This window comes from Mesocryomonas lacus, assembly GCF_055730135.2.
Window position 1 is genome coordinate 410,271 of sequence record NZ_JBUZWE020000003.1, and the last position, 25,373, is coordinate 435,643.

Genomic DNA, 25,373 nt, shown 5'->3' on the forward strand with positions numbered 1-25,373 from the left:
CGATTGACCATCGGCCAGACGGTCGACCTCACCGGTTCCGCCGATGCGCTGACGCGCGCCCGCCAGCGGGCGGCCTTGATGCCCGACCTTCTGGTCGAGGCACGCCGCGTCGTCGCCACCGTCATCGCCGGCTGGCACGGCCGCCGCCGCCGCGGCATCGGCGAGAACTTTTGGCAGTTCCGACCCTTCGTCGAGGGCGAGCAGGTGTCGCGCATCGACTGGCGCCGCTCGGCCCGCGACGACAGCCTCTACCTTCGCGACCAGGAATGGGAGGCGGCGCAGACCGTCTGGCTCTGGGCCGACCCCTCCCCGTCCATGCTCTATCGCTCCGATGCCGCGGCGGTATCGAAGGAGTCGCGCGCGCTGGTGCTGGTGCTGGCGCTCGCCGACCTTCTTTCCGGCTCGGGCGAGCGGATCGGCTATCCCGGTGTGATCGACCCGATCTCGGCCCGGAACGGCGCTGAGCGGATTGCTGCCGCCCTCGTCAGCGATCGTCCCGCCGGCTTTCCGCCGGACGACCGGCTGAAGCGCTTCAGCGAGGTCGTGCTGGTCAGCGATTTTCTGGATCCGCTCGACGAACTGCTCGGGCAAATCGACCGCATCGCCCGGCGCGGCATCCGCGGGCACCTCGTCGCCATCGCTGATCCCGCCGAGGAGACCTTTCCCTATGCTGGTCGCACCGAGTTCCGCGACCCCGAGACCGGCGCAAAGCTCACCGCCGGCCGGGCAGAACTGTTGCGCGCGGACTATGAGCGGCTCTACCGGGCGCGGCGCGAGACGATCGGCGAGCACTGCCGCCGGCTCGGCTGGAGCTTCATCCCGCATAGGACGGACCGGCTGGCCTCCGAGGCTCTGGTCGCGGTGCACAGCCGGCTGAGCGGCATGCCGCAGGCCGTGGCCAAGCGCGGGGTCCCGGCATGATCGGCGGTCTAAGCTTCGGCGCGCCGCTGGTGCTGTTCGGCCTACTAGCGCTTCCGGTGATCTGGTGGCTCCTGAAGCTGACCCCGCCCCGGCCGCAGACAGAACCCTTTCCGCCGCTAAAAATCCTCGCCGAGGTTCTGAAGCACCAGGAAACGCCGGCGAAGAGCCCGTGGTGGCTGACGCTGCTGCGGCTGCTGCTGGCCGCGTTGATCATCCTGGCGCTGGCAGCGCCGGTGCTGAACCCACGCGAAGGCCTCCTGTCCGGCAGCGGCCCGCTCGCCGTGATGATCGACAATGGCTGGGCGAGCGGCGCCAACTGGGAAGCCCAGCGCGATGCCGCCGAGGCCCTCGTGCAGGACGCCGCGAATGCCGGCCGCCCCGTTTCGCTCGCCTTCACGGCCGACGGCCCGACCGACGATGCGACGCCCGTCGAGGCCGCCACCGCGCTCGAGCGCATCGCGGCCGCCACGCCCCGTCCGATCCCGACCGACCGTCCCGCCGCCATCGCCCGCCTGACGACAGCCCTCGCCGGCAACCCGCCGGGCTCGGTCGCGCTCCTCAGCGATGGCATCGACAGCGACGGCGCCCCCGCCGCACTGACCGCGCTCGGTAGCCTCGGCTCCGGACAGACGATCTACTACCGCCCGGAAATCGCGGGTCTCGTCGGCCTGACGCGGACCGAGAACGCCACCGACGCGCTGGTGATCCAAGGCGTGCGGCCCGAAGCTGGCGCTGCCGCCTCGTTCGCGCTGCGGGCCGTCGATGCGCAAGGACGTGCGATCGGCACCGCCGCCTTGGCCTTCACCGCCGATGCCACCACCGGCGAAGCGCGCTTCACCATTCCCGTTGAGCTGCGCAACGACATCGCCCGCCTCGAGCTCGACGGCGCGACGACGGCCGGCTCGGTGCGGCTCGTCGACGACAGTTTCCGGCGGCGCCGTGTCGGCCTCGTGTCCGGAGAGGCGGCCGACGCCGCGCAACCGCTGCTGTCGCCGCTCTACTACATCAGCCGGGCCCTCGAGCCCTTCGCCGACGTGGTCCGCGCGGACAGTGCCGATCTCGGCACCGCCATCCCCGCGATGATCGCCCGTAAGCCCTCCGTTATCGTTCTCGCTGACATCGGCGTCATGCCCGCGGCAGCGCGGACGGCGCTGACCGAGTTCGTCGACAAGGGCGGCTTCCTGCTGCGCTTTGCCGGCCCTCGGCTGGCGGCGACCACCGGCGAGGATACGCTGGTGCCGGTGCGGCTGCGCAGCGGCGAGCGTCAGCTTGGCGGCGCCCTGTCCTGGGCGCAGCCGCAGAAGATCGCGCCGCTGGCGCCGACGAGCCCTCTGGCCGGCATCGCGATCGGCGAGGACGTCACCGTCTCCCGCCAGATCCTCGCCGAGCCCTCCGTCGACTTGGCCGACCGCACCTGGGCAAGCCTTGCCGACGGCACGCCGCTGATCACCGCCGGCCCGGTGGGCGCCGGCACCATCGTGCTGTTCCACGTCACCGCCGAGGCGACCTGGTCGAACCTGCCGATCTCCGGCGCCTTCGTCGACATGCTCCGACGCATCGTCACTTTGTCGCGCTCCACCGGCCCGGCCGCGGCTGGCGGCACGCCGGGCGAAGCCGCCTCGGCTGCGCAAAGCCTCCCGCCCTACAGGCTGATGGACGCACAGGGGCGGCTGGCGTCGCCTGGCCCCGACGCCGAGCCGTTGACCATCGCCGCAGACGCGACACCGTCCGTTTCGCGCCGCAACCCGCCGGGGCTTTACGGCACCGAGGAAGGATACGCCGCCTTGAACCTTCTCGCGCCCGACGCCGTGCTGCGGCCGCTGGCGGAAAGCGACTTCGGCGTGCCGCTGGTGCAGCGCGGCTATGCCCGTGCCGATACGCTCGATCTGACCCCCTGGCTTCTGGCCGCCGCTCTCGCGCTGTTTGCCGTGGATGCGTTGGCTCTCTTGTGGCTGAACGGTGTCATCTCACGGCTCGGCCGATGGGGCGCCAGACAGCGGGGCACGGTTGCGCCCGCGATCGCGGTGCTTGCTTTCGGCCTCGCCTTGAGTCTTGGCGGCACCGGCAAGGTCGTCGCACAGGAACAGAATGCCCCGCCGGCCGCGCGTTCGGCTGACGATGCCGAGCGCGCGAAAGCCGCGATCGCGGCGACCGTGACGACGCACCTTGCCTATGTCGAGACGGGTGACGGCAGCGCCGACGAGATCTCACGCCGCGGCCTCGACGGACTGTCGCAGTTCATCGCCGCCAAGACCGCGCTGGAGCCGGGGCCGGCCGTCGGCGTCGACATCGCCCGCGACGAACTCGCCTTCTATCCCATCCTCTACTGGCCGATCGATGCAGCGGCAGCGATGCCGGACGCGGCCGCCGTCAGCCGGGTCGACGCCTACATGAAGCAAGGCGGCACGGTGCTGTTCGACGTCAAGGACGACGATCTCTCGTCGCTGACCTCCACCGCCGTATCGCCCGGTCAGCGCCGCCTGCGCGACATCCTTGCGGATCTCGATATCCCGCCGCTGGAGCCGGTCCCGTCGGACCATGTCCTGACGAAATCCTTCTACATCATGGACGCGTTTCCCGGCCGCCATTCCGGCGGGGAGCTCTGGGTCGAGGCGCTGGTGAGGGATCCCAACGCCGAAAGCCGTCCGGCGAACGCCGGCGACGGCGTCTCGTCGATCATGATCACGTCCAACGACATGGCCAGCGCCTGGGCCGTCGATGATGCCGGACTGTTCCTTTATCCCACAGATTCCAGCGATGCGTCGCAGCGCGAATATGCCTATCGGGCCGGCGTCAACATCGTGATGTACGTCCTCACCGGCAACTACAAGGCCGACCAGGTGCACGTGCCGGCTCTCCTCGAGAGGCTCGGCCAATGACCTGGTCCATCGACTTCGCGCCCTTCTTCTCCTGGACGGTGCTGGCCATTCTCGCGGTCCCGGCGCTGCTGCTGGCGCTCGCGCTCGTCTTCGCAAAATTGCGCGGCTCGCTCCTGCGCGTCGTCGCCATCGCGGCGCTGATGCTGGCGCTGCTGAACCCGGTCGTGCTGCGAGAGGAGCGCGACCCGCTAAAGAGCGTCGTCGCGCTTGTGATCGACGACAGCCAGAGCCAGACCATCGGCCAGCGAACCGCCGAGACGACGGCTGCGGTCAAGGCCCTGCAGGACAGCCTGTCGCGCTTCCCCGAATTTGAGGTCCGGACCGTCAACGCCAAATCCGGAGCCGCCAATGCCGACGACGCGACGACCGCGCTGTTCGGCGCGCTCGGATCGGCGCTCTCGGACGTCGCGCCGACTCGGGTCGCTGGCGCCATCATGGTCACCGACGGGCAGATTCACGACATCCCCGCCGCGGCCAGCGCGCTCGGCTTCGATGCCCCGGTGCACGGGCTCGTCACCGGCCGGCCGGACGAGTTCGACCGCCGCATCGAGATCACCACCAGCCCACGCTTTGGCATCGTCGAGCAGGACCAGAAGCTCGCCTACCGCGTCATCGAGGACGGACCGCGGGCATCGGCCACACCGGTCGAAGTCCGCGTCTTCCTCAACGGCGATCTGATCGGCCGCCAGCAGGCGCGGCCGGGCACTTTGGAAAGCTATGACTTCAAACTGCCGCGCGCCGGCAAGAACATCGTCGAGCTCTCAGTCGCCCGCGATCCCGACGAGATCACGCCGATCAACAACCGCGCCATTGCGGTGGTCGACGGCATCCGCGAGAACCTTCGGGTGCTGCTCGTCTCCGGCGAGCCGCATGCCGGCGAGCGGACCTGGCGCAATCTCCTGAAATCGGACGCGTCGGTCGATCTCGTTCACTTCACCATCCTGCGCCCGCCGGAGAAGCAGGATGGCACACCGATCGACGAGCTGTCGCTGATCGCCTTCCCGACGCGCGAGCTGTTCGTCGAGAAGATCGACGATTTCGACCTCATCATCTTCGACCGCTACCAGCAGCGCGGCGTGCTGCCAGCGCTCTACTTCGACTACATCTCGCAGTACGTGCAGAACGGCGGCGCGATGCTGATCGCCTCCGGCCCGGAATATGCCGGCGACGACTCGGTCGCTTCGACCTCGCTGGCCTCGATTCTGCCGGCGCTGCCGACCGGCGAGATCGACGAGGTGCCGTTCCGCCCGGCTCTGTCCGAACTCGGCAAGAAGCACCCGGTGACGCGTGACTTGCCGGGCTCCGACCAGACCCCGCCGGCCTGGAGCGAGTGGTTCCGCTCGATCGGCGTCGGCGAGCCGCGCGGCGAGACCGTGATGACCGGCCCCGACAACAAGCCGCTGCTGGTGCTGGAACGCGCCGGCGAGGGCCGGGTCGCGCTGCTCCTGTCGGACCAGGGCTGGCTCTGGTCGCGCGGCTTCGAAGGCGGCGGCCCACACGTCGCACTGTTCCGCCGGCTGGCGCACTGGCTGATGAAGGAGCCGGAACTCGACGAGGAAGCGCTGAACGCCGAGGCGCGGGGCACGGACCTCATCATCACCCGCCAGACGATCGGCGATGATCCCGGTCCCGCGACGGTGGTGACGCCGTCCGGCAAGGCGGAGCAGGTCCCGTTGACGCGGATCGGCGAGGGCCAGTGGCAGGGCTCGCTGAAGACGGAAGAGCTCGGGCTTTTCCAGGCGGCGAATGGCGAGCTGCGGACGCTCGCCAATGTCGGCCCGGTCAACCCGCGCGAATACCGCGAGGCGGTGTCGACGACAGCCAAACTCCAGCCCATCGCCGACGCGACCCGCGGCAGCGTCCGCCGCATCGCCGCGGACGGCACCGTCGCCGTGCCGCGGATCGTGCCGGTCAGCGGCCGGGCGGATGCGGAGGGGCGAGACTGGATCGGGCTGAAGACGACCGACGAGACAGTGCTGCGCGGTGTCGAGCGGACACCGCTGTTTGCCGGTTTCCTCGGTCTGGCGGTTCTTCTCCTCGCGATCTCCGCAACCTGGTTCCGCGAGGGTCGCTGACCCCCGGCACATTGGAGTGCGCTGCGGTTAGCCGCGCGCCCGGACCACGCCGGACAAATTCTCCAGGGCACCCTCGACGAGCGGCAGGCCGAGGATGCGCGTCCGGTCCACCGGGCCCGGCATGATGACGGACCCGACCGGCAGCGGACGGTAGCCGATCGGCATGTAATAGGCGCGGTCGCCGACCAGCATGATGACGCGCTCGCCCGCCATCAGCGCCGTGGTCTCCGCTGTCGCCATCAGCCGCCGGCCGATGCCTTTTCCCTTGAAACTTGGACGTACCGCCAGCGGACCGAGCATCAGGCACGGGGCTTCGCCGATACGGATCGGCGTCAGCCGTACCGATCCGATGACCACGCCGTCGAGCAAGGCCACGAAGGACAGGCGCCGATCATGCGGCGCCATTTCCCGTACCCTTTCGGCGGCGCGGACAAAGCGACCGGGACCGAAAGCCTCGTCGGCAATGGCATCGATGACGGCATCATGCTCGGCGGTTTCGGGGAGATAGACGACGTCGAAGAGAAGGGAGGACATGCAGCTTCCGGGGACGGGCGCAGCCTGTCTCATGGACATCCGCGCGGGTATGGCTGTGACGGGGTTTCGACCTAGAATGTCGTTCGTCGTCGCAGCATCACCGCCATGGTCGTCTTCTCCAACGGCTTGGTGCCGGTTGAGGCGGGTTGTTATAGCGCGGGGAGCCGGACGGCAAGCGGCGACGGCGCAGACCATTCTCGATGGCTGGGTCCATGGCGGTCGCTCGCCCTTCGCCCCGCCCGCCTTACATCCCCGAATATCATTCTAAGGGGACAAGCAATGGGACTTTTGGTCGACGGCGTCTGGCAGGACAAGTGGTACGAGACCAAGGACGGCGCGTTCCAGCGAACGACGACGAAGTTTCGAGACTGGATCACACCCGACGGTGCGCCGGGGCCGGACGGGCAGAAGGCATATCCGGCAGAAGCCGGGCGGTATCATCTCTATATCTCGCTCGCCTGTCCCTGGGCGCACCGGACGCTGATCGTCCGCCGGCTGAAGCGTCTGGAAGACGTGATCTCGCTCTCTGTCGTCGACTTTCTGATGGCGGAGAACGGTTGGGAGTTCTCCGACAGGGCCGGCACCATTCCCGACACCGTCCTCGGCAAGACGAAGCTCTACGAGGTCTATACGGCGGCCGAGCCGCAGTTCAGCGGGCGGGTGACCGTTCCCGTGCTCTGGGACAAGAAGACGGGGACGATCGTCAACAACGAGTCTGCCGAGATCATCCGCATCTTTAACTCCGGCTTCGGCGACCTGGCCGATACCGCGGTCGACCTGTCGCCCGCAGCGCTGCGGAGCGAGATCGATGCAGTGAATGAGGCGGTCTACGACGCCGTCAACAACGGCGTCTACAAATGCGGCTTCGCCACCACGCAGGAAGCCTACGAGCAGCCGTTCCATGCACTGTTCGCCATGCTCGATCAGCTCGAGGAGCGTCTGTCCTCGCAACGCTTCCTCACCGGCAGCGCGATGACCGAGGCGGACATCCGCCTGTTCACGACGCTCATCCGCTTCGACGCGGTCTATCACGGGCACTTCAAGTGCAACGCCCGGCAGATCCGGGACTATCCCAACCTCTTCGGCACCATGCTCGATGTCTACCAGACCGATGGCTTCGCCGAGACCGTCGATTTCGAGCACATCAAGGGGCACTACTACCAGAGCCATACGACGATCAATCCGACCCGGATCGTCCCGCTGGGGCCAGAACAGGACCTTTGGCAACCGCATGGGCGGGAGCGACTTTCCCGCGGCTGATGGCTACCAGAGTGGATTCCGCGGGCCGCCTTCAAGTTCCGCGAGACGCCGGCGGGTCGACGCGGTCGTTCCCTCCGGCAGAGCGTTCAGGGAAAAGAAACCGCTCTCGGCGATCTCACAGTCGGGCGCTTTCGGTGCGGTCTGCCGCACCGAGCGGCAGACGTAGAACAGGACGTGGTCGCGGCGGGAGGCACGTCGGTTGAAGTAGATGCCGACGAGGTCCGGCGCTTCCAGAAGTTCCAGATTGCCCTCCTCGCGCAGTTCCCGTTGCAGCGCCTGCTCCACCGTTTCGCCAGCATCCACCCCGCCGCCCGGCAGATACCAGCCGGGGACATAGGTATGGCGCACCAAGAAGACGCGGCCTTCCCTGTCGAAGGCAGCGCAGCGCATGCCGAGCGTCATCGGTCGCATCAGCACGTGGGCGAAATGGAAAATCCGGGTGCGAAGCCGCGTCATCAGCACTATCGGAAGCCTCCGCCGCTCTTTCCCTTTAAGACAGAGCAGCTAGATGGAGGCATATGTTCACCCTTGCGCATCTTTCAGATATCCATCTCGGCCCGCTGCCGGAGCTCTCGTTTCGCGAGCTCGCATCCAAGCGCGTCACCGGCTACGTCAACTGGCACCGCAACCGGCGGAGGGTGATGTTCGGCGATACGCTTGTCTCGCTGGTCAACGACCTGAAGGCCCAGAAGCCGGATCATGTGGCCGTCACCGGCGATCTCGTCAACCTTGCCACCAAGACCGAGATCGTCGGCGCCGGCCTCTGGCTGCAGGATTTTGGATCCGCCCGCGACATCTCCGTCATTCCTGGCAACCACGACGCTTATGTGCCGGGCGCGCTGAAGCGGGCTTGCGCTGAGTGGCACGACTACATGGTCGGCGACACGCCGCAGCGGGCGATCGGCGGAATGTTTCCCTATGTAAGGATGCGCGGCAACGTCGCCATCTTCGGCATCTCCAGCGCCGAGGCGACCGCGCCCTTCTTTGCGACTGGCACGTTCAAGCGGCGCCAAGCGCTGGCGCTGGCCGAAATGCTGGGCGCCTGCCGTACCACCGGTCATTTCTGCGTCATCATGATCCACCATCCACCGATCTCGGGCGCGGCGTCCTGGCACAAGCGGCTAATCGGCAAGCAGTTCTTCTGGAAGGTCATCCGCGAAGTCGGCGCCGACCTCGTGCTGCACGGCCACACCCATCTCGACACGCTGAACTGGATCGCCGGGACCGATGGCCTGGTTCCTGTCGTCGGCGTGCCGTCGGCCAGCCAGAACGCCGGCAGCGAGAAGCCGGCCGCACGTTACAACCTTTTCGACATCGACGGCGAACCGGGTGCCTGGACCCTCGTCCAGCGCGAACGCGGCCTCTACAAGGACGGCAGCGGCATCGGCTGGATCCGTCAGCGGCAGTTGATGGGCAATGGTGAGGCGATCGACGTGGCCCCGTCCGCAGATGCGCCCGCGGCGATGCCGAATTTGCCGGCAGCGCAATAGCAGGCAAGACTGAGGTTGCGGTGCGACGCAGGGTGGCGATAGTCAGGCCGTCTGTTTCCTGCGGTAGTCATCCCCATGCGCGCTCCCCCTGCCCCGGCGATCACCGCCGGCCTGCTCGCGGCCTTCGTCGGCTTCACCTCTTCCTTCTCAGTCATCCTCCAGGGCCTCTCCGCGATGGGCGCGACGCGAGCCGAGGCGGCCTCCGGTCTGATGGCGCTGTCGATCGCGATGGGGGTCTGCGCCGTCGGGGTCAGTCTCTGGACGAGGATGCCGGTTTCGATCGCATGGTCGACGCCGGGCGCGGCGCTGCTGGCGACCTCCGGCCTGCCGGAAGGCGGGTTTCCGGTGGCCGTCGGGGCCTTTGTCGTGGCGGCGGGGCTGGTGGTCGCGTCCGGTGTCTTCCGTCCCCTCGGCCGCCTGATCGCCGCGATCCCGGGCTCGCTCGCCAACGCGATGCTCGCCGGCATCCTGTTCTCGCTGTGCCTTGCACCGGTAAAGGCCGTCGCCGCCGATCCCGCGGGCGGCCTTGCGATCGCGGTGACGTGGCTGGTGATGGCGCGGGTCAAGCGTATCCTCGCCGTCCCCGCCGCGGCGATCGTCGCCATCGCGGTGATCCTCCTGAAAGCACCCGCGGGCGGCATGGAGCTCGGGCACATGCTGCCCTCCCCCGTCCTGGTGATGCCGGCGTTCACGTTCGCAAGCCTCATCGGCATTGCCTTGCCGCTGTTCCTGGTGACGATGGCCTCGCAGAACATTCCAGGCCTCGCGATCCTCAAGGTGAACGGCTATACGCCGCCGGCCGGGCCCCTGTTTGCCGCGACCGGCGTCTTCAGCCTCGCGGCGGCCCCTTTCGGCGGGCACGCGGTGAACCTTGCCGCCATCACCGCGGCGATCTGCGCCAGCGACGAGGCGGGACCGGATCCGCGGCGGCGCTACTGGTCGGGCGTCGTCTCCGGCGTCGCGTATGTCGGCTTCGGGCTCATCGCCGGCGTGGTCACCGCCTTCGCCAGCCTGTCGCCGCTACTGATCCAGGCCGTGGCGGGACTTGCCCTGATCGGCGCTTTCTCCAGCGCCGTCCACGCGGCGATGGCGCGGCTCGACGAGCGGGAGGCGGCGACGCTGACGTTTCTTGTGACCGCATCCGGCATCGCGTTCTTCGGCATCAGCGCCCCGTTCTGGGGCCTCATCGCCGGCGCCGGCGTGCTGGCGGCCGCGCGGTGGAGAACGGCGCATCCTGCCGCCAGCTTACCGGCAGAGTATGCCAAGCCGCCGCGCTGATCCAAGAGTCCTACCGCGGAACGAGCCCGCGATAAGCAGCCAGCGCATATAAAATGCCGGCGCCGATGACGATACCGATCATCAGCCAGCCGATCGCCAGAGGGATTGCCGAGGGGTGCTTGTGGACGGCGGCAACAGGCCGGATCGGTTCGGCAGCGGCCGTGTCCGCCGTGCCCGAGCGCACTGCCGCGCGCTGCCCCAGCCCATCGCTGTCGGCAAGAGCCTTCTCCCGCTCGACGATGCGTTCGGCGATGTAATCGGTGACGCGGTCGGCGATCACCGCCGTTTCCAGCGATTCGGCGAGCGTCAGGCGGCCAAGCCGGGTCTCGCGGACGAAGCGGTAGGTGCGGCGGTCGCGCGCCATGCTCACATGGGCCGTTACGTCGATCCAGAACCGCGGCTGCTGGCCGCCCGATATGGAAAAATCGAAACGGTCGTCGCCGGCCGGCACCTCGTCGATGACGCCCGCCAGTTCCTCGGCGAAGATCTCGAGCCGTGCCCGATCGGCCTCGCGAATGTCGACGGTGACGTCGCTGCGGTGAGCAGCGGCAATTTTGGCCGCGCGGACGGCGTCGGCAAGCCGACGCGTGCCCATCAGGGAAGAGACGTTGTCCTTTCCTTCGCCCATCGCCGTTTCAGGACCCCGTTCCAGACTTGTCGTCTCCTCGACCTTAAATGTCTTGTGTGCAATTGCAACGCGCTGCCGCGATACCGGACCTATCGCCGGGACAACCGGGACGCCGCCGAAACCCGGTCGGGATCGACGACGAGGTGCAAAAGCGCCGGCCCGTCGCTGGCGAGCGCTGCCTCGAACGCGGCGGCGAAATCCGCGTCGCAGTCGACCTTTTCCGCAAAGGCACCGTAACTTCTGGCCAACGCGGCAAAGTCCGGATTCTGCAGCGCCGTTGCGGATATACGGCCGGGATAATGCTTTTCCTGGTGCATCCGGATCGTGCCGTACTGGCTGTTGTCGACGACGAGGACGATCACCGCGGCGCCGGCCTGGCAGGCGGTTCCGAACTCCTGGCTGGTCATCTGGAAGCACCCGTCACCGGCAAGGCAGACCACCTTGCGTTCGGGGTGGCGCAGCTTGGCAGCGATCGCGGCGGGCAGGCCGTAGCCCATCGAGCCCGAGGTCGGCGCCAGCTGCGAGGCGCGGTCGGTGAAACGGTGGAAGCGGTGCAGCCAGCCGGCATAGTTGCCGGCGCCGTTGGTGATCGTGCTCGCCGCCGGCAGGTGCGTCTCGAGATGCGCCATCACCGCGTCCATGTCGACGAAACGAGTTGTTTCGTCGACGAAACCGCTCGTTTCGTCAGCGAAAGGCTTTGTCGCCGGCGTCGCCGGAGGCTTAGGCGTCGACCAATCGAGATATTCCTGGTGCATGGCTTCGGCCTCGCCGGACCAGGCGACGGTCGCTGGCGGCACCAGTTGCGCGGCCTTTCGGGCGAAGGAGATGGGATCGGCATGAATGCCGAGCGTCGGCTGGTAGAGCCGGCCTATGCCGTCCGGCAGAATGTGCACCAGCCGCTGCCGCGGCATGGGCACGTCGAACAGCGTGTAGCCCTGGCTCGGCATCTCGCCCAGCCGCGCGCCGAGCGCGATGACGAGATCGGACGCGGCGATCCGATCGCGCAGTTTCGGCGAGGGGGCGATGCCGAGGTCGCCGGCATAGTTCGGGTGGCGGCTGGGGAAGAGCGACTGGCGGCGGAACGAGCAGACGACCGGCAGGTGCCAGGCCTCGGCGAAGGCCGCTATGTCGGCGATCGCCCCGTCGCTCCAGCGAGAGCCGCCGAGAAGAAGGATCGGCGCGGCGGCGGTCTCCAGCAACGACCAAAGGCTCTCGAGCTTGCTCTCCGCCGGCAAGATGTCGATCGCCTCGACCCGTGCGGGAATGGCCGCTTCGGCCTTTCCGGACAGCGTGTTTTCCGGCAGCGCAACGATCACCGGACCGGGCGAGCCATCGAGGGCAATCCGGAAGGCTTCAGCGACGAGGTCCGGCAGTTCGTCCGGCGTCGCCGCCTCGAACACCGCCTTCGCCATGCCGCCGAAGAGAGCGGGATAGTCGAGTTCCTGGAACGCGCTACGGCCCCGAAACTTCACCGGCACCTGGCCGATGAAGAGGATCATCGGCGTCAGGTCATGGGCGGCGACGTGGACGCCCGACGCAGCATTGGTCGCGCCGGGCCCGCGGGTGACGAAGGCGATGCCGGGCCGGCCGGTGAGCTTGCCATCGGCCTCGGCCATCATCGCCGCGCCGCCTTCCTGGCGGCAGACGACCGTTTCGATCCGGCTGTCCACCAATGCGTCGAGCACCGGGAGATAGCTCTCGCCGGGCACGCAGAACACGCGGTCGACGCCCTGCGCTTCGAGCGCCTTGACCAGGAGGACGCCGCCGCTCTGCATCAGTTTGCCCCGAGGATGCGGTTTGCCGCCGAGACGATCGCCTCCAGCGACGCCGTCACGATGTTCTTGTTGATGCCCGCGCCGAAGAGTTTCCCGCCGGCATGCTCGATCTCCATGTAGGTGATCGCGCTGGCGTTCGAACCGTGCTGGAGCGAATGCTCGGAGTAATCCGCGACGGACATCTCAAGCCCAAGATGGCGCGCCAGCGCATCGACGAAGCCGTCGATCGGACCGGTACCCCGCCCGGTGATCGTCACCTCGGTGCCGTTGTCGAGGATCGTCGCCTCGATCATCCGCTCGCCGCGGTGCTCGGGATTGGATACCGTGTGATGGTCGACGAACTTGAGCCGGCCGCCCGGCTGCTCGACATAGCGCTCGATGAAGCGGTCGTAGATCGCCTTGACCGGCAGTTCCTTGCCGCCCTCGTCGGTGATGCGCTGGATGTCCTCGCGGAACTCCACCTGCAGCGCGCGCGGCAGGTTGAGGCCGTAGTCGGCCTGCAGCACGTAGGCGATGCCGCCCTTCCCGGACTGCGAGTTGATGCGGATGATCGCCTCGTAGGAACGGCCGACATCCTGCGGGTCGATCGGCAGATACGGCACTTCCCAGAGCGCCTTGTTGGAAGCGCGGCTCGCCTTCATGCCCTTGTTGATCGCGTCCTGATGCGAGCCGGAGAAGGCGGTGTAGACGAGCTCGCCGACATAGGGGTGTCGCTCGGCGATGGCGAGCTGGTTGCAGTATTCGTAGACGTCCTTCATCCGGTTGACGTCGGACACGTCGAGCTGCGGATCGACGCCTTGGGTGAACATGTTCAGCGCCAGCGTGACGATGTCGACATTGCCGGTGCGCTCGCCATTGCCGAAGAGCGTGCCCTCGACTCGGTCGGCGCCGGCGAGCAGGCCGAGCTCGGTCGCGGCGATCGCGGTGCCGCGGTCGTTGTGGGGGTGCAGCGAGATGATGAGGTTCTCGCGGTTGTCGAGGTTGCGGCACATCCATTCGATCTGGTCGGCATAGACGTTCGGCATCGACATCTCGACCGTCGCCGGGAGATTGATGATCAGTTTGTTGTCCGGCGTCGGCCGGACGATCTCGATCACCGCATTGGAAATCTCCAGCGCGAAGTCGAGTTCGGTGCCGGTAAAACTCTCCGGCGAATATTCGAAGCGATAACCGCCGCCGGCCTTGGCCGCCATGTCGGTGATCATCTTGGCCGCATCCGTCGCGATCTCGCGCACCCCGGCGCGGTCCTTCTGGAACACGACGCGACGCTGAAGTTCGCTGGTCGAGTTGTAGAAGTGGACGATCGGGTGGTTCGCGCCCTCGAGCGACTCGAACGTGCGGGTGATCAGCTCCGGCCGGCACTGCACCAGCACCTGCAAGGACACGTCGTCCTCGATGCCGCCCTGTTCGACACACCAGCGGATGAAGTCGAAGTCGGTCTGCGAGGCCGAGGGGAAACCGATCTCGATCTCCTTGAACCGCATCCACTTCAAAAGCTGGAAGAAGCGCTCCTTCTTCTCCTGACCCATCGGGTCGACGAGCGCCTGGTTGCCGTCGCGAAGGTCGACAGAGCACCAGATCGGCGGCGTCTCGATGCGCTTCGACGGCCAGGTCCGGTCGGACAGGTCGAGCTGGGGATAGGGCTGGTACTTCTCGGCGGCCTTGCCCATCACAGGCGATGGCGGCGCGGCGCCGGTGGCAGGGGCTGTCTGAGCCGGCCGGCTGCCGGTGATACCCCGTTCGGGCATGGTGGCTGAAATGGACATCGTTGAGACCTTCGTCGCTCGCCCGGACGCGCGGGTCCTTCGACCTACGGCAGCGTTAACCGGGAATGGTGAACCCTATGGAAGCGGAAGGGGGCATGGCGCAGACGCGACCGGCTCGACCGCCGGACGCCCCCAATCAACGGGTCCGACGATCGCTTCTAAGCGGAAGGAGCAGCAGGCGCGCACGCAGGACCACTCCACCCGTCGCAAGCGACAGGGACAGGATCATCAGGAGGGTCGGGGCGATGCTCATGAGGAGAGGTTAGCCGAATTCGGGAGAACTGCAAGAGGCGCCTCCGACATCGTCGCGCGCCCCATTGTCGACGCCGTTCGCCCGCGCCGTGCGGCCCCCTCAGACCACCGGCACCCCGGTCTGCTTGATCTCACCCTCGGGCTCGACGTGGATCTGCACATGCGCATTGTCGAACTTGTCCTGCAAGGCATCCTCGATGCGGTCGCAGATCTCGTGCGCGTCCCCGACGGTCATCGCTTCCGGCACCACCATGTGGAACTCGATGAAAAGGGCCCGCCCGGCGATGCGCGTCTTCAGATCATGCACCTCGAGCGCCCCTTCGCCGTGGACGGAGATGAGCGAGCGCACCTGCTCCTCGTCGGCTGGCTCCATCGCCTGGTCCATGAGGCCGCTGAGCGAGGTGGTGACGACGTGCCAGCCCTCGCGCAGAATGTTGACGGCGACGAGGGCGGCCATGATCGGGTCGAGCAGCGCCCAGCCGGTGACCGAGGCGATGCCAAGGCCAACAAGCACCCCGATCGACGTGACGACATCAGCCATGATGTGGCGACCGTCCGCGGCCAGGGCCGGCGAACGACGGGCCCGGCCGGCGCGGATCAGGAACTGCGCCCAGGCGAGATTGATGACGGTGGCGACACCGTTGATGGCGATGCCGACCATCGGCGCCTCGAGTGTGCGCGGCGTCTCGAACGCGTTCCACGCCTCGCGCAGGATCAGGAGCGCGGCGACGATGATCAGTGCGCCCTCGACCACGGCGGAGAAATACTCGGCCTTGGTGTGTCCGAAAGGATGGTCGCTGTCGGCCGGCGTGAAGCTGACGCTGACCGCCCAGAACGCGATGATGCCGGCGACGACATTGACGATCGATTCCAGCGCGTCGGAGTACAGCGCCACCGATCCAGTGACGTGATAGGCGTAGTACTTGATGCCGAGCACCAAGAGCGCGACGCCGATCGTCGCCGTCGCGATGCGCTTGACCAGGACAGCGTCCGGGTGGACGCCAGTTGTCGAAATCGTCTTGGACATCAGGCAGCTTTCACGCGGGCGCGGCGCGGCAGATGCGCGACGATGTTCTCGATCATCCGCATGCCGGCGGCACCGCCGAGGCTCATGATGCTCTCGGGGTGGAACTGCACGGCGGCCACCGGCTCGGAGCGGTGCTCGAACGCCATGACGACGCCGTCCTCGGTCTCGGCCGTGACCTCGAACTCCTTCGGCAGCCGTACCGGATCGGCGAAGATCGAGTGGTAACGACCGACCGTCACCTCCTGGCCGAGCCCGGAGAAAATGATGCCGGGCTTCTGTACGCGAATGCGCGACGGCTTGCCGTGCACCGGCACATGCAGCGTGCGCAGCGTGCCACCATAGGCCTCGGCCAGCGCCTGCAGGCCGAGGCAGACGCCGAAAATCGGCAGATTGCGCTGGCGTGCCGAGGCGATGGTGCCGGCACAGTCGAAGTCGACAGGCTTGCCGGGGCCCGGCGACAGCACCACGAGATCGGGCATGACGCTGTCGAAGATCGTCTGCGGCACCGGCGTGCGAACGGTGGTGACTTCCGCACCGGTCTGTCGGAAGTAGTTGGCGAGGGTGTGGACGAAGGAATCCTCGTGGTCGACGAGGAGGATCTTGACGCCCTCCCCGACCTTGGCGCCCGAGCGCTCGCCGGCGACGCTGTTGGGCAAGCCGGCCTCGCGGATCGCCGAGATCAGCGCCGACGCCTTCAGCTCGGTCTCCGCCTCTTCTTCCTCGGGGTTCGAATCGTAGAGCAGCGTCGCGCCGGCCCGCACTTCGGCGATGCCGTCCTGCAGGCGGATGGTGCGCAGCGTCAAGCCGGTGTTCATGTCGCCGTTGAAGTGCATCATGCCGACGGCGCCGCCGTACCAAGCGCGCGGGCTCTTCTCGTGCGCCTCGATGAAGCGCATCGCCCAGAGTTTTGGCGCCCCCGTCACCGTTACCGCCCAGGCATGGCTGAGGAAGGCGTCGAAGGCGTCCATGCCCTCGCGCAGCCGGCCCTCGATATGGTCGACGGTGTGGATCAGCCGCGAATACATCTCGATCTGCCGGCGGCCGATGACGCGCACCGAGCCAGGCTCGCAGACGCGGCTCTTGTCGTTGCGGTCGACGTCCGAGCACATGGTGAGCTCGGACTCGTCCTTCTTGGAGTTCAGCAGCTTCAGGATCTGCTCGGAGTCTGAGATCGCGTCGTCGCCGCGCTTGATGGTGCCGGAGATCGGGCAGGTCTCGACCCGGCGGCCGTTGACCCGCACGAACATTTCCGGCGAGGCGCCGATCAGGAACTCGTTCTCCCCGAGGTTGATGAAGAACGAATAGGGCGACGGGTTGATCGCCTTCAGCCGGCGCGAGATCGCCGAAGGCGGGTTCTCGCAGCGCTCGAAGAAGGTCTGGCCGGGCACCACCTCGAACAGGTCGCCGCGGATGAACTTCTCCTTCGCCGACCGCACCAAAGCGGCATATTCGCCCGGCTTGTGGTCGCCGCGCGGCGGAATGCGGTCGGACGGTGTGAACGGCGCCTCCGGACCGCCGCCCTCGAGACCCTCGGTCGAAATCCCGTCCTTCTCGAAGCTGTAGCGATCGACATAGGCCTTGGCGGCGTAGTGATCGACCATCAGAATCTCGTCCGGCAGATACAGGACGACATCGCGGCGATTGTCGGCGCGCGTCAGGGATTCGGCGACGGGATCGAACTGGAAGGCGAGATCGTAGCCGAAAGCACCGTAAAGCCCGAGATCGGCATTCTCCTCGGACTTGAACAGGCCGACGACCGAGCGGAGGACGGAGAACACCGTCGGCATGCGCGAGCGTTCCTCCTCGGTGAAGGCCCGGTCCGGGAGCTTCACGCGCAGGTCGATGCGATCAGCGGAGACCGTCTGCTCGGCGATGTCCTCATGGCCTGCCAGTGCCCCGGCGACGAAACCCAGCAACGCCTCGCCGCGCGGGTTCAGCGCCTCGATCGCCATCTGGCGGCCGGCCGAGGTCACCATCAGCGGCGGGTCGACAATCGCCGTATCCCACCGGGTGTAGCGACCGGGATACTCGTAATTGGACGAAAACACCGCGCCCCGCCGGGTGTCGAGACGATCGACGAAGGGCTCGATCGCGCCGGCGTAGGGCACCACTTCGCGCCGCCGGGTCACGGCAACGCCGCCGAGGGTGTGATAGCGCTCGGCGCCGTCGGAGAGTATCTCGAGCGTCATACCTGTCTCCCGAACCTTCGAGCATCCTGCGCCGCTTGGGTCGCACCGAATGCACCGCCAAAATGCTGGGGCCCTCGAACACGGCGGCGGCTAATAAAAAAGGCCGCCGGATGAACCAGGGCGACCTTTGTCTTCGAACGCGTGCGAAAACGCCTAGGGGCCGCCGATCAGGGAGCCTGCCACCAGAGCCGATTGTGCGCGACGTTCTTCATGCGGAAAGCGTTAGCGCGGGACGGCCAAAAGGGCAATCGGATTCAGGCGTCGGGGACGCCGGTGACGGCGAAGTCATCCCCGCACACCACAGGCGCTGCGGGCAAAGCCCGCAGCGCGCTGACAGCCGGCCGACTGTCGGCTCAGAAAAGGCCCTGAACCAGGCCCTCGTCGTCGAGGAGGATCCGCTCGGCAGCCGGACTGCGCGGCAAGCCCGGCATGGTCATTATCTCACCGCAGATCGCAACGACGAAGCCGGCACCCGCCGCCAGCCGGACCTCCCTAACATGCACGACATGCCCTTCCGGTGCCCCGCGCAAAGCGGGGTCGGTGGAGAAGGAATACTGAGTTTTCGCCATGCAGACCGGCAGATGGCCGAAACCCTTCTGCTCGAAGTCGGTGAGCTGCTGCACCACCGCCTTGTCCATGGTCACGGCGGCGCCGCGGTAGATGCGCTTGACGATGGTCTCCACCTTTTCGGACAGTCCCATCGCATCGGGATAGAGCGGCGCAAAATCGGCGCTGCCGGAATCGGCGAGCGCCGCCACCTTTTCCGCCAGCTCGAGAATTCCGTCCGAGCCGTGCGCCCAGTGCTTGCAGACGATCGCCTCGGCACCAAGGCCGGCAACGTACTGCTGAAGCGCCTCGGTCTCGGCCTGCGTGTCGCCGGAGAAATGGTTGATGGCGACCAGCACGGGCACGTTGAAGAGACCGATGTTCTCGATGTGCCGGCCAAGATTGGCGCAGCCTCGCACCACGGCCGCCACGTCCTCGGCGCCGAGATCCTCCTTGGCGACGCCGCCGTTCATCTTCATCGACCGGACGGTCGCGACGAGGACGCAGGCTGAGGGCTTCAGGCCCGCCTTCCGGCACTTGATGTCGAAGAACTTCTCCGCCCCAAGATCGGCGCCGAAACCGGCTTCGGTCACGACGTAATCGGCAAGCTTCAGCGCAGCGGTGGTGGCAACGACCGAGTTGCAGCCGTGGGCGATGTTGGCGAAGGGTCCGCCGTGGACGAAGGCCGGGTTGTTCTCCAGCGTCTGCACGAGGTTCGGCTGCATCGCATCCCGCAGCAGCACCGCCATGGCGCCGTCCGCCTTCACGTCGCGGGCGAACACCGGGCTCTTGTCGGCGCGGTAGGCGACGATGATGTCGCCGAGCCGGCGCTCGAGATCGTCGAGGTCACGGGCAAGGCACAGGATCGCCATCACTTCCGAGGCGACCGTGATGTCGAAACCGGACTCCCGGGGATAGCCGTTCGGAACGCCGCCGAGCGAGGTCACGACCTGCCGCAGCGAGCGGTCGTTCATGTCAAGCACCCGGCGCCAGACGACGCGGCGGGTATCGATCTTCAGCTCGTTGCCCCAGTAGATGTGGTTGTCGAGGAGCGCCGCCAGAAGGTTGTGGGCCGAGGTGATGGCGTGGAAGTCACCGGTGAAGTGGAGGTTCATGTCCTCCATCGGGATGATCTGCGCATAGCCGCCGCCGGCGGCGCCGCCCTTGACGCCAAAACAGGGACCGAGCGAGGCCTCGCGGATGCAGACCACGGCCTTCCTGCCGATCCGGTTCAACCCGTCGCCCAGCCCGACCGTGGTCGTGGTCTTGCCCTCGCCCGCCGGCGTCGGGTTGACGGCGGTGACAAGGATCAACTTGCCGTCCGGCCTCTCCGACAGCGAGCGCAGGAAACCCGCCGTGATCTTCGCCTTGTCGTGCCCGTACGGGACGAGGTGCTCCTCGTCGATGCCGAGCTTGGCGGCGATCTCCCGAATTGGCCGCTTGTCGGCAGCGCGTGCGATCTCGATGTCCGACTTCACGACAGCCATTTCCCGCATTCCCATTCGTGCTCGTTTTCTTGGGGAAGCGCGAAAAATCGATTCCCGAATCTGAGCATATGTCGGCGGTCGGCCGCCGCCAACCTCGGCTGCGCAGAACACAAAAAAGCCCGGGCGTGGGGCCCGGGCTTTCAATTGGCATGCCTGCGTATGCGGATCGTCTGGCATGGGGAGGACACGCCCTCTGACCCGGCATCATTTTCAGGGAGGACCGCGCTGCCGCCGATCGACCGGGAGGAAGCCGCCGGTGGCTTGCCGATGCGTCCCTGAAGCGACGATCATGACGACCGTCGCTGGATCGAAGCTGACGTGATGTCTCACTCGATACAGCCACCCAACGTGCCGATTGACAGCATGGTTCCAGCGCCGGGTATCGCGACCCTCTAGGCCTCCATCGCGATCAGGCTGGCATTGCCGCCGGCGGCCGCCGTGTTGGTCGAGATCACCTGCTCGCGGGCAAACCGCGCGACGTAGTTCGGTCCGCCGGCCTTCGGTCCCGTGCCGGAAAGACCCGAGCCGCCAAAAGGCTGCGACCCCACCACGGCGCCGATCATGTTGCGGTTCACGTAGATGTTGCCGACCGTCAGCCGTTCGGTGACGGCACGGATCGTCTCGTCGATGCGGCTGTGGACGCCAAGCGTCAGGCCGAAGCCGGTCGCCTCGATGGCGTCGCAGACCTTGCCGAGCTCGCCGGCCTTCCATCTGACGATGTGGAGGATTGGCCCGAACACCTCGCGGTCGAGCGCCTCCGGCCGGTCGATCTCGACGATGTGCGGCGCGACCCAGTGGCCGTCCGCCGGGAGACCCGCCGGCAGCGTGCCGGCGAAACGGATGCGCTGGGTCTTCTTCATGCGGGCGAGATGCTCTTCCAGCATCGCCTTCTGCTCGGCGTCGATCACCGGGCCGACATCGGTGGCGACATCGCGCGGATCGCCCATGGTGAGTTCGGCGGCGGCACCGGCGATCATGTCGGTCATCCGCTCGGCGACATCCTCCTGCACGAACAGAAGCCGCAGCGCCGAGCAGCGCTGTCCGGCGGAGCGGAAAGCGGAGGTGACGACGTCGTCGGCCACCTGCTCGGGCAAAGCCGTCGCATCCACGATAAGGGCGTTGATGCCGCCGGTCTCGGCCACCAGCGGGGCGATCGGGCCGTTGCGGGCGGCGAGCGCCCGGTTGATCAGGTGCGCCGTCTCGGTCGAGCCGGTGAAGGCAACGGCCGCGGTGGCCGGGTGCGACACCAGCGCCGCGCCGGTGGCGCCATCGCCGGGCGCAAGATGCAGGACCGCGTCGCCGAAGCCGGCTTCGCGCAGGAGATCGACGGCGAGGCCGGCGATCAGCGGGGTCTGCTCGGCGGGCTTCGCTACGACGACATTACCCGCGGCCAAGGCGGCCGCGACCTGGCCGATGAAGATCGCCAGCGGGAAGTTCCAGGGCGAGATCGCCACCACGACACCGCGCGAGCGGTAGCGCAGCCGGTTCTCTTCGCCGGTCGGACCCGGCAAAGGCACCGGGGCCGAAAACAGCCGCTCGGCCTCGTCGGCATAGAACCGGCAGAAGTCGACCGCCTCGCGGATCTCGGCAAGGCCGTCGTCGACGGTCTTGCCGGCCTCGCTGGCGAGCAACGCCATCAGCACGCCCCGACGCGACTCCATCAGGTCGGCAGCCTTGCGCAGGCTGGCGGCGCGCTTTGCCGCCGGCACCTGCTCTGCCTCGGCAACGGCACGGCGGGCGGCGTTCATCAGGAGGACTGCCGCCTCGGCCGAGAGCGGGTGGCTGACGCCGACGAGATGACCGTCGACCGGCGAACGGATCGCCGCACCCGACGCAGAGGCGGAATGGTCGAAATCGCTGCGGGTCTCGATGGCCTTGTCGTGCGCCTTGTCGCGGTCGGCGATGAAGGCGCCGAGCGCCTTGCGGTCGCCGAACTCGACGCCGCCCGAATTGTGCCGGCCGCCGAAGAGGTCCTTCGGCAGGCCGATCTTCGCGTTGCGGCCGGGCCCGACCTGCAGCATGTCGCGCGGCCGCTCGATCAGGCTCTCGATCGGAACGTCCTTGTCGCCGACCTTGGCGACGAAGGAGGAATTGGCGCCGTTCTCCAGAAGGCGGCGGACGAGATAGGCGAGGAGATCGCGGTAGCCGCCGACCGGCGCATAGATGCGGCATGCCAGCGTCTCGCCGAACTCAGCGCGCACCGCCTCGTAGAGCGCCTCGCCCATGCCGTGCAGGCGCTGGAACTCGAAACCGGTCGGCTCGCGACCGGCCATTTCGAGGATGGTCGCAACCGTCAGCGCGTTGTGGGTGGCGAACTGCGGATAGAGCCGCTCGCGACGATCCAGCAGCGCCTTGGCGGCGACGAGGTAGGAAAGGTCGGTCGCCGGCTTGCGGGTGTAGACGGGGTAGCCGTCGACGCCCTTCTCCTGCGCATGCTTGATCTCGGTGTCCCAGTAGGCGCCCTTCACGAGCCGCACCATCATCCGGATGCCCGCCTCGGCGGCCAGCGCGTCGATGTGGTCGATCACCGCGAGCGTCCGCTTCTGATAGGCCTGGATGGCGAGGCCGAACCCGTCCCAGCCGCTGAAGTCGGCGCTGCGCACGACCGCGTCGATGACGTCGAGCGACAGTTCCAGCCGGTCGGCCTCCTCGGCATCGACGGTGAAATTAAGCTGGAAGCTTTTCGCCCGCATCGCGAGGTCGGCGAGCTTCGGCACGAGTTCCGCCATGACCCGCTCGTGCTTCACCGACTGGTAGCGCGGGTGGAGCGCCGAGAGCTTGACGGAGATGCCCGGCCGGTCCGGCAGCGCCTTGTTGCCGGCCTTGCGGCCGATCGCCTCGATCGCGTCGGCATAGGACTTGAAATAGCGATCGGCATCGGCCTGCGTGCGGGCGCCCTCGCCGAGCATGTCGTAGGAGTGGCGATAGCCTTTCTTCTCGAGGCCGCGCGCCCGTTCCAGCGCATCCTCGATGTTCTCGCCGAGAACGAAGTGCCGGCCGAGGAAGCGCATGGCCTGGCGCGTCGCGGTCCGCACCGCCGGGGCGCCGACGCGCTTGACCAGCGAGGAGAGGACGCCGGTCGGCGTCTCGCCGGGGCGAATGATGCGGGCGGAAATGCCGAGCGCCCAGGCGGAGGCAGCCGTCAGCATGCGGTCCTCGCCGCCCTCGCGCGACACCCAGTCGCCGGCGCCGATCTTGTCCTCGATCAGCCGGTCCTGCGTCTTGGCGTCCGGCACGCGCAGCAAGGCCTCGGCCAGCACCATGAGCGCCAGGCCCTCGCGGCTCGACAGCCCGAACTCGCGCAAGAAGTCCTCGACGCCGCCGATGCCGCCGGCCTTGCCGCGGATGTTCTCGATGAAGCGACGCGCGGTCGTGTCGACCGAGGCCTCATCATGCGTCCAGCGCGAGGCACTGGCCAGAAGGCTGGCCACCGCGGCATCATCATCGGGCGCGAAGGGAGCGGAGAACGGGCGAAGGGCAGTGACGGACATGGATGACCCCGAGGGTTGCGACATCAGCAACATTATCAGCGGTACGCGGTGCCGATCTCGCCAATCTCGCCGGGTTTTTCCGTGACTTTCACGGCCAATGGCGTCAAAAACATCTGTGATGACCGAAATCGACGCCAAAGACCGCAAGATTCTTGCTGCCCTCCAGGCGGATGGCCGGCTGACCAATCTGGAACTGGCCGAACGCGCGCATCTCTCGCCGACCGCGACGTCGGAGCGGGTGAAGCGGCTGACGCGCGACGGCTACATCCTCGGCTACACCGCGATACTCTGCCCAGAGAAGCTCGGCCGCGGCATGATCGTCTTCGTCGAGGTGAAGCTGGAGCGGACCACGGACGACGTCTTCACCGCCTTTTCCGCCGCCGCCAAGGCCAATGGCGACATCATGGAGTGCCACATGGTGGCCGGCGGCTTCGACTATCTCCTGAAGGCGCGCGTGAAAGACATGACGGCCTACCGGGCCTTCTTGTCGGACGCCCTGCTGACGCTGCCGGGGATCCGCGAGACCCACACCTATGCGGTGATGGAAGAGATCAAGAATTCAACGACGATCACGCTGTGATCGAAGAAATTGCGCCGCACGGCGTCGCGTTCTGACATTCGCCGGGAAAGGCCCCGGCAGCTAATCCCTGGTGGACCGAGTGTTCCCCAAACCTTGCGTCCCGCCGAGGCGTCCGCGATAGTCGGGCTCAGAGATCAAGCATCCGCCCGGGCCTTCGCCCCGAGGGCGACACTGGAAGGATCTGCATCCATGCGCGCTCCCCATACCCTCGCCGCCCTCGCACTGGCCTTGTCGGTGGCCGGGCCGGCTTTCGCTGCCGAGCCCGAGGCGTGCAAGACCGTGCGCTTCTCCGACGTCGGCTGGACCGACATCACCGCGACGACCGCCGTGACCACCGAGATCCTCAAGGGCCTTGGCTATACGCCGGACACCAAGGTTCTGTCGGTTCCCGTCACCTTCGCCTCGATGAAGAACAAGGACATCGACGTCTTCCTTGGCAACTGGATGCCGTCGATGGCCGCCGACGTGAAACCCTATATCGACGACAAGACGGTCGACAGCGTGAAGGCTAACCTCACGGGCGCGAAGTACACGCTGGCGGTGCCGCAGTACCTTTACGACGAGGGCCTCAAGACCTTCGCCGATATCGCCAAGTTCTCCGACAAGCTGGACGGCAAGATCTACGGCATCGAGCCAGGCAATGACGGCAACCGGCTGATCCTCGACATGATCTCGAAGGATGCCTTCGGCCTCGGCAAGTTCGAGCTGGTGGAATCCTCCGAACAGGGCATGCTGAGCCAAGTGGCACGCGCCACCAAGTCGGAGAAGCCGGTGGTTTTCCTCGGCTGGGCGCCGCACCCGATGAACAAGAACTTCAAGCTCGCCTACCTGCCAGGCGGTGACGACTTCTTCGGTCCCGATCTCGGCGGCGCAACAATCTACACCACCACCCGCGCCGGCTACTCCGCCGAATGCCCGAACGTCGGCAAGCTGCTCGCGAACCTCACCTTCTCGCTCGACATGGAGAACGCCGTGATGGGCGCGATCCTTGACGACAAGCAGGATCCAGCCGATGCGGCCAAGGCCTGGCTGAAGGCCAATCCGGATGCGGTGACGAGCTGGCTCGGCGGCGTGACCACGGTCGACGGCAAGGACGGGCTGCCGGCCGTGACGGCGGCCCTCGGCTCCTGACATCAGCACGCACCGCGGCGAAAGCCCAGCCAGCGCGGCACCACAACGGAGGGCAGAGCCCTTC

General features: G+C 67.2%; 17 protein-coding genes. 8 read left to right on the forward strand and 9 right to left on the reverse strand.

The annotated features are described in order from the left end of the window. Positions 1–3: 3 nt before the first annotated feature. From ACZLZY_RS07095 to ACZLZY_RS07105, 3 genes are read left to right on the forward strand one after another with little or no spacing between them, the layout of a single operon-like run. Positions 4–921, forward strand: coding sequence for a DUF58 domain-containing protein (locus ACZLZY_RS07095; protein WP_472933034.1), 918 nt, complete (start codon positions 4–6; stop codon positions 919–921). Beyond that, the gene (locus tag ACZLZY_RS07100; protein WP_472933036.1) at positions 918–3,800 is read left to right on the forward strand and encodes a DUF4159 domain-containing protein; all 2,883 of its coding nucleotides are present in this window, start codon (positions 918–920) and stop codon (positions 3,798–3,800) included. The genes ACZLZY_RS07095 and ACZLZY_RS07100 overlap by 4 nt, the downstream gene beginning before the upstream one ends. After that, a complete protein-coding gene (locus ACZLZY_RS07105) occupies positions 3,797–5,875 on the forward strand; it encodes a hypothetical protein (RefSeq protein WP_472933038.1) in 2,079 nt (692 codons plus the stop codon). The genes ACZLZY_RS07100 and ACZLZY_RS07105 overlap by 4 nt, the downstream gene beginning before the upstream one ends. Positions 5,876–5,902: 27 nt before the next feature. On the opposite strand, the gene ACZLZY_RS07110 is transcribed toward ACZLZY_RS07105, so the two are convergent. Continuing rightward, positions 5,903–6,409: a GNAT family N-acetyltransferase gene (locus ACZLZY_RS07110; RefSeq protein WP_472933040.1), complete on the reverse strand. Its 507-nt coding sequence runs from the start codon at positions 6,407–6,409 to the stop codon at positions 5,903–5,905. Between the two features lie 279 nt (positions 6,410–6,688). On the opposite strand from ACZLZY_RS07110, the gene ACZLZY_RS07115 reads away from it, so the two are divergent. Beyond that, a complete protein-coding gene (locus tag ACZLZY_RS07115; protein ID WP_472933042.1) occupies positions 6,689–7,669 on the forward strand; it encodes a glutathione S-transferase family protein in 981 nt (326 codons plus the stop codon). 3 nt (positions 7,670–7,672) lie between these two features. Here ACZLZY_RS07115 and ACZLZY_RS07120 read toward each other — a convergent pair whose 3' ends face one another. After that, complete coding sequence (locus ACZLZY_RS07120) at positions 7,673–8,125, reverse strand: NUDIX domain-containing protein (protein WP_472933044.1); 453 nt, start codon at positions 8,123–8,125, stop codon at positions 7,673–7,675. A gap of 62 nt (positions 8,126–8,187) precedes the next feature. Here ACZLZY_RS07120 and ACZLZY_RS07125 point away from each other — a divergent pair, with 62 nt between their 5' ends. Together ACZLZY_RS07125 and ACZLZY_RS07130 are read left to right on the forward strand one after the other, a co-directional pair. Next, on the forward strand, positions 8,188–9,159 hold the full coding sequence (locus tag ACZLZY_RS07125; protein ID WP_472933046.1) for a metallophosphoesterase family protein: 972 nt from the start codon (positions 8,188–8,190) through the stop codon (positions 9,157–9,159). 75 nt (positions 9,160–9,234) lie between these two features. After that, a complete protein-coding gene (locus ACZLZY_RS07130; RefSeq protein WP_472933048.1) occupies positions 9,235–10,437 on the forward strand; it encodes a benzoate/H(+) symporter BenE family transporter in 1,203 nt (400 codons plus the stop codon). Between the two features lie 10 nt (positions 10,438–10,447). Here ACZLZY_RS07130 and ACZLZY_RS07135 read toward each other — a convergent pair whose 3' ends face one another. The 7 genes from ACZLZY_RS07135 to putA form a co-directional block, all read right to left on the reverse strand. Further along, positions 10,448–11,065: a hypothetical protein gene (locus tag ACZLZY_RS07135; protein ID WP_472933050.1), complete on the reverse strand. Its 618-nt coding sequence runs from the start codon at positions 11,063–11,065 to the stop codon at positions 10,448–10,450. A gap of 89 nt (positions 11,066–11,154) precedes the next feature. Then, on the reverse strand, positions 11,155–12,840 hold the full coding sequence (locus tag ACZLZY_RS07140) for a thiamine pyrophosphate-binding protein (RefSeq protein WP_472933052.1): 1,686 nt from the start codon (positions 12,838–12,840) through the stop codon (positions 11,155–11,157). Then, positions 12,840–14,510, reverse strand: a complete 1,671-nt coding sequence (gene leuA, locus ACZLZY_RS07145; RefSeq protein ID WP_472933153.1) for a 2-isopropylmalate synthase — start codon at positions 14,508–14,510, stop codon at positions 12,840–12,842. The genes ACZLZY_RS07140 and leuA overlap by 1 nt, the downstream gene beginning before the upstream one ends. A 448-nt stretch (positions 14,511–14,958) precedes the next feature. Further along, positions 14,959–15,885 carry a cation diffusion facilitator family transporter gene (locus ACZLZY_RS07150; protein WP_472933054.1) on the reverse strand — a complete coding sequence of 309 codons (927 nt, stop codon included), beginning with the start codon at positions 15,883–15,885 and terminating at the stop codon, positions 14,959–14,961. Beyond that, a complete protein-coding gene (locus ACZLZY_RS07155; protein WP_472933056.1) occupies positions 15,885–18,074 on the reverse strand; it encodes an anthranilate synthase in 2,190 nt (729 codons plus the stop codon). Before ACZLZY_RS07155 ends, ACZLZY_RS07150 begins: the two co-directional genes overlap by 1 nt. A gap of 353 nt (positions 18,075–18,427) precedes the next feature. Next, positions 18,428–20,107 carry a formate--tetrahydrofolate ligase gene (locus ACZLZY_RS07160; RefSeq protein WP_472933058.1) on the reverse strand — a complete coding sequence of 560 codons (1,680 nt, stop codon included), beginning with the start codon at positions 20,105–20,107 and terminating at the stop codon, positions 18,428–18,430. A 392-nt stretch (positions 20,108–20,499) separates the two neighbouring features. Beyond that, positions 20,500–23,598: a bifunctional proline dehydrogenase/L-glutamate gamma-semialdehyde dehydrogenase PutA gene (gene putA / locus ACZLZY_RS07165; protein WP_472933060.1), complete on the reverse strand. Its 3,099-nt coding sequence runs from the start codon at positions 23,596–23,598 to the stop codon at positions 20,500–20,502. A 118-nt stretch (positions 23,599–23,716) separates the two neighbouring features. Here putA and ACZLZY_RS07170 point away from each other — a divergent pair, with 118 nt between their 5' ends. Further along, a complete protein-coding gene (locus tag ACZLZY_RS07170) occupies positions 23,717–24,178 on the forward strand; it encodes an Lrp/AsnC ligand binding domain-containing protein (RefSeq protein ID WP_472933062.1) in 462 nt (153 codons plus the stop codon). A 189-nt stretch (positions 24,179–24,367) separates the two neighbouring features. Beyond that, complete coding sequence (locus ACZLZY_RS07175) at positions 24,368–25,309, forward strand: choline ABC transporter substrate-binding protein (RefSeq protein WP_472933064.1); 942 nt, start codon at positions 24,368–24,370, stop codon at positions 25,307–25,309. Positions 25,310–25,373: the final 64 nt, after the last annotated feature.

Coding starts and splice junctions, on each gene's coding strand:
- ACZLZY_RS07100 (WP_472933036.1), top strand. CDS start 918: ATGATCGGCGGTCTAAGCTTCGGCGCGCCGCTGGTGCTGTTCGGCCTA.
- ACZLZY_RS07105 (WP_472933038.1), top strand. CDS start 3,797: ATGACCTGGTCCATCGACTTCGCGCCCTTCTTCTCCTGGACGGTGCTG.
- ACZLZY_RS07110 (WP_472933040.1), bottom strand. CDS start 6,409: ATGTCCTCCCTTCTCTTCGACGTCGTCTATCTCCCCGAAACCGCCGAG.
- ACZLZY_RS07115 (WP_472933042.1), top strand. CDS start 6,689: ATGGGACTTTTGGTCGACGGCGTCTGGCAGGACAAGTGGTACGAGACC.
- ACZLZY_RS07120 (WP_472933044.1), bottom strand. CDS start 8,125: ATGACGCGGCTTCGCACCCGGATTTTCCATTTCGCCCACGTGCTGATG.
- ACZLZY_RS07125 (WP_472933046.1), top strand. CDS start 8,188: ATGTTCACCCTTGCGCATCTTTCAGATATCCATCTCGGCCCGCTGCCG.
- ACZLZY_RS07130 (WP_472933048.1), top strand. CDS start 9,235: ATGCGCGCTCCCCCTGCCCCGGCGATCACCGCCGGCCTGCTCGCGGCC.
- ACZLZY_RS07135 (WP_472933050.1), bottom strand. CDS start 11,065: ATGGGCGAAGGAAAGGACAACGTCTCTTCCCTGATGGGCACGCGTCGG.
- ACZLZY_RS07140 (WP_472933052.1), bottom strand. CDS start 12,840: ATGCAGAGCGGCGGCGTCCTCCTGGTCAAGGCGCTCGAAGCGCAGGGC.
- leuA (WP_472933153.1), bottom strand. CDS start 14,510: ATGGGCAAGGCCGCCGAGAAGTACCAGCCCTATCCCCAGCTCGACCTG.
- ACZLZY_RS07150 (WP_472933054.1), bottom strand. CDS start 15,885: ATGTCCAAGACGATTTCGACAACTGGCGTCCACCCGGACGCTGTCCTG.
- ACZLZY_RS07155 (WP_472933056.1), bottom strand. CDS start 18,074: ATGACGCTCGAGATACTCTCCGACGGCGCCGAGCGCTATCACACCCTC.
- ACZLZY_RS07160 (WP_472933058.1), bottom strand. CDS start 20,107: ATGGCTGTCGTGAAGTCGGACATCGAGATCGCACGCGCTGCCGACAAG.
- putA (WP_472933060.1), bottom strand. CDS start 23,598: ATGTCCGTCACTGCCCTTCGCCCGTTCTCCGCTCCCTTCGCGCCCGAT.
- ACZLZY_RS07170 (WP_472933062.1), top strand. CDS start 23,717: ATGACCGAAATCGACGCCAAAGACCGCAAGATTCTTGCTGCCCTCCAG.
- ACZLZY_RS07175 (WP_472933064.1), top strand. CDS start 24,368: ATGCGCGCTCCCCATACCCTCGCCGCCCTCGCACTGGCCTTGTCGGTG.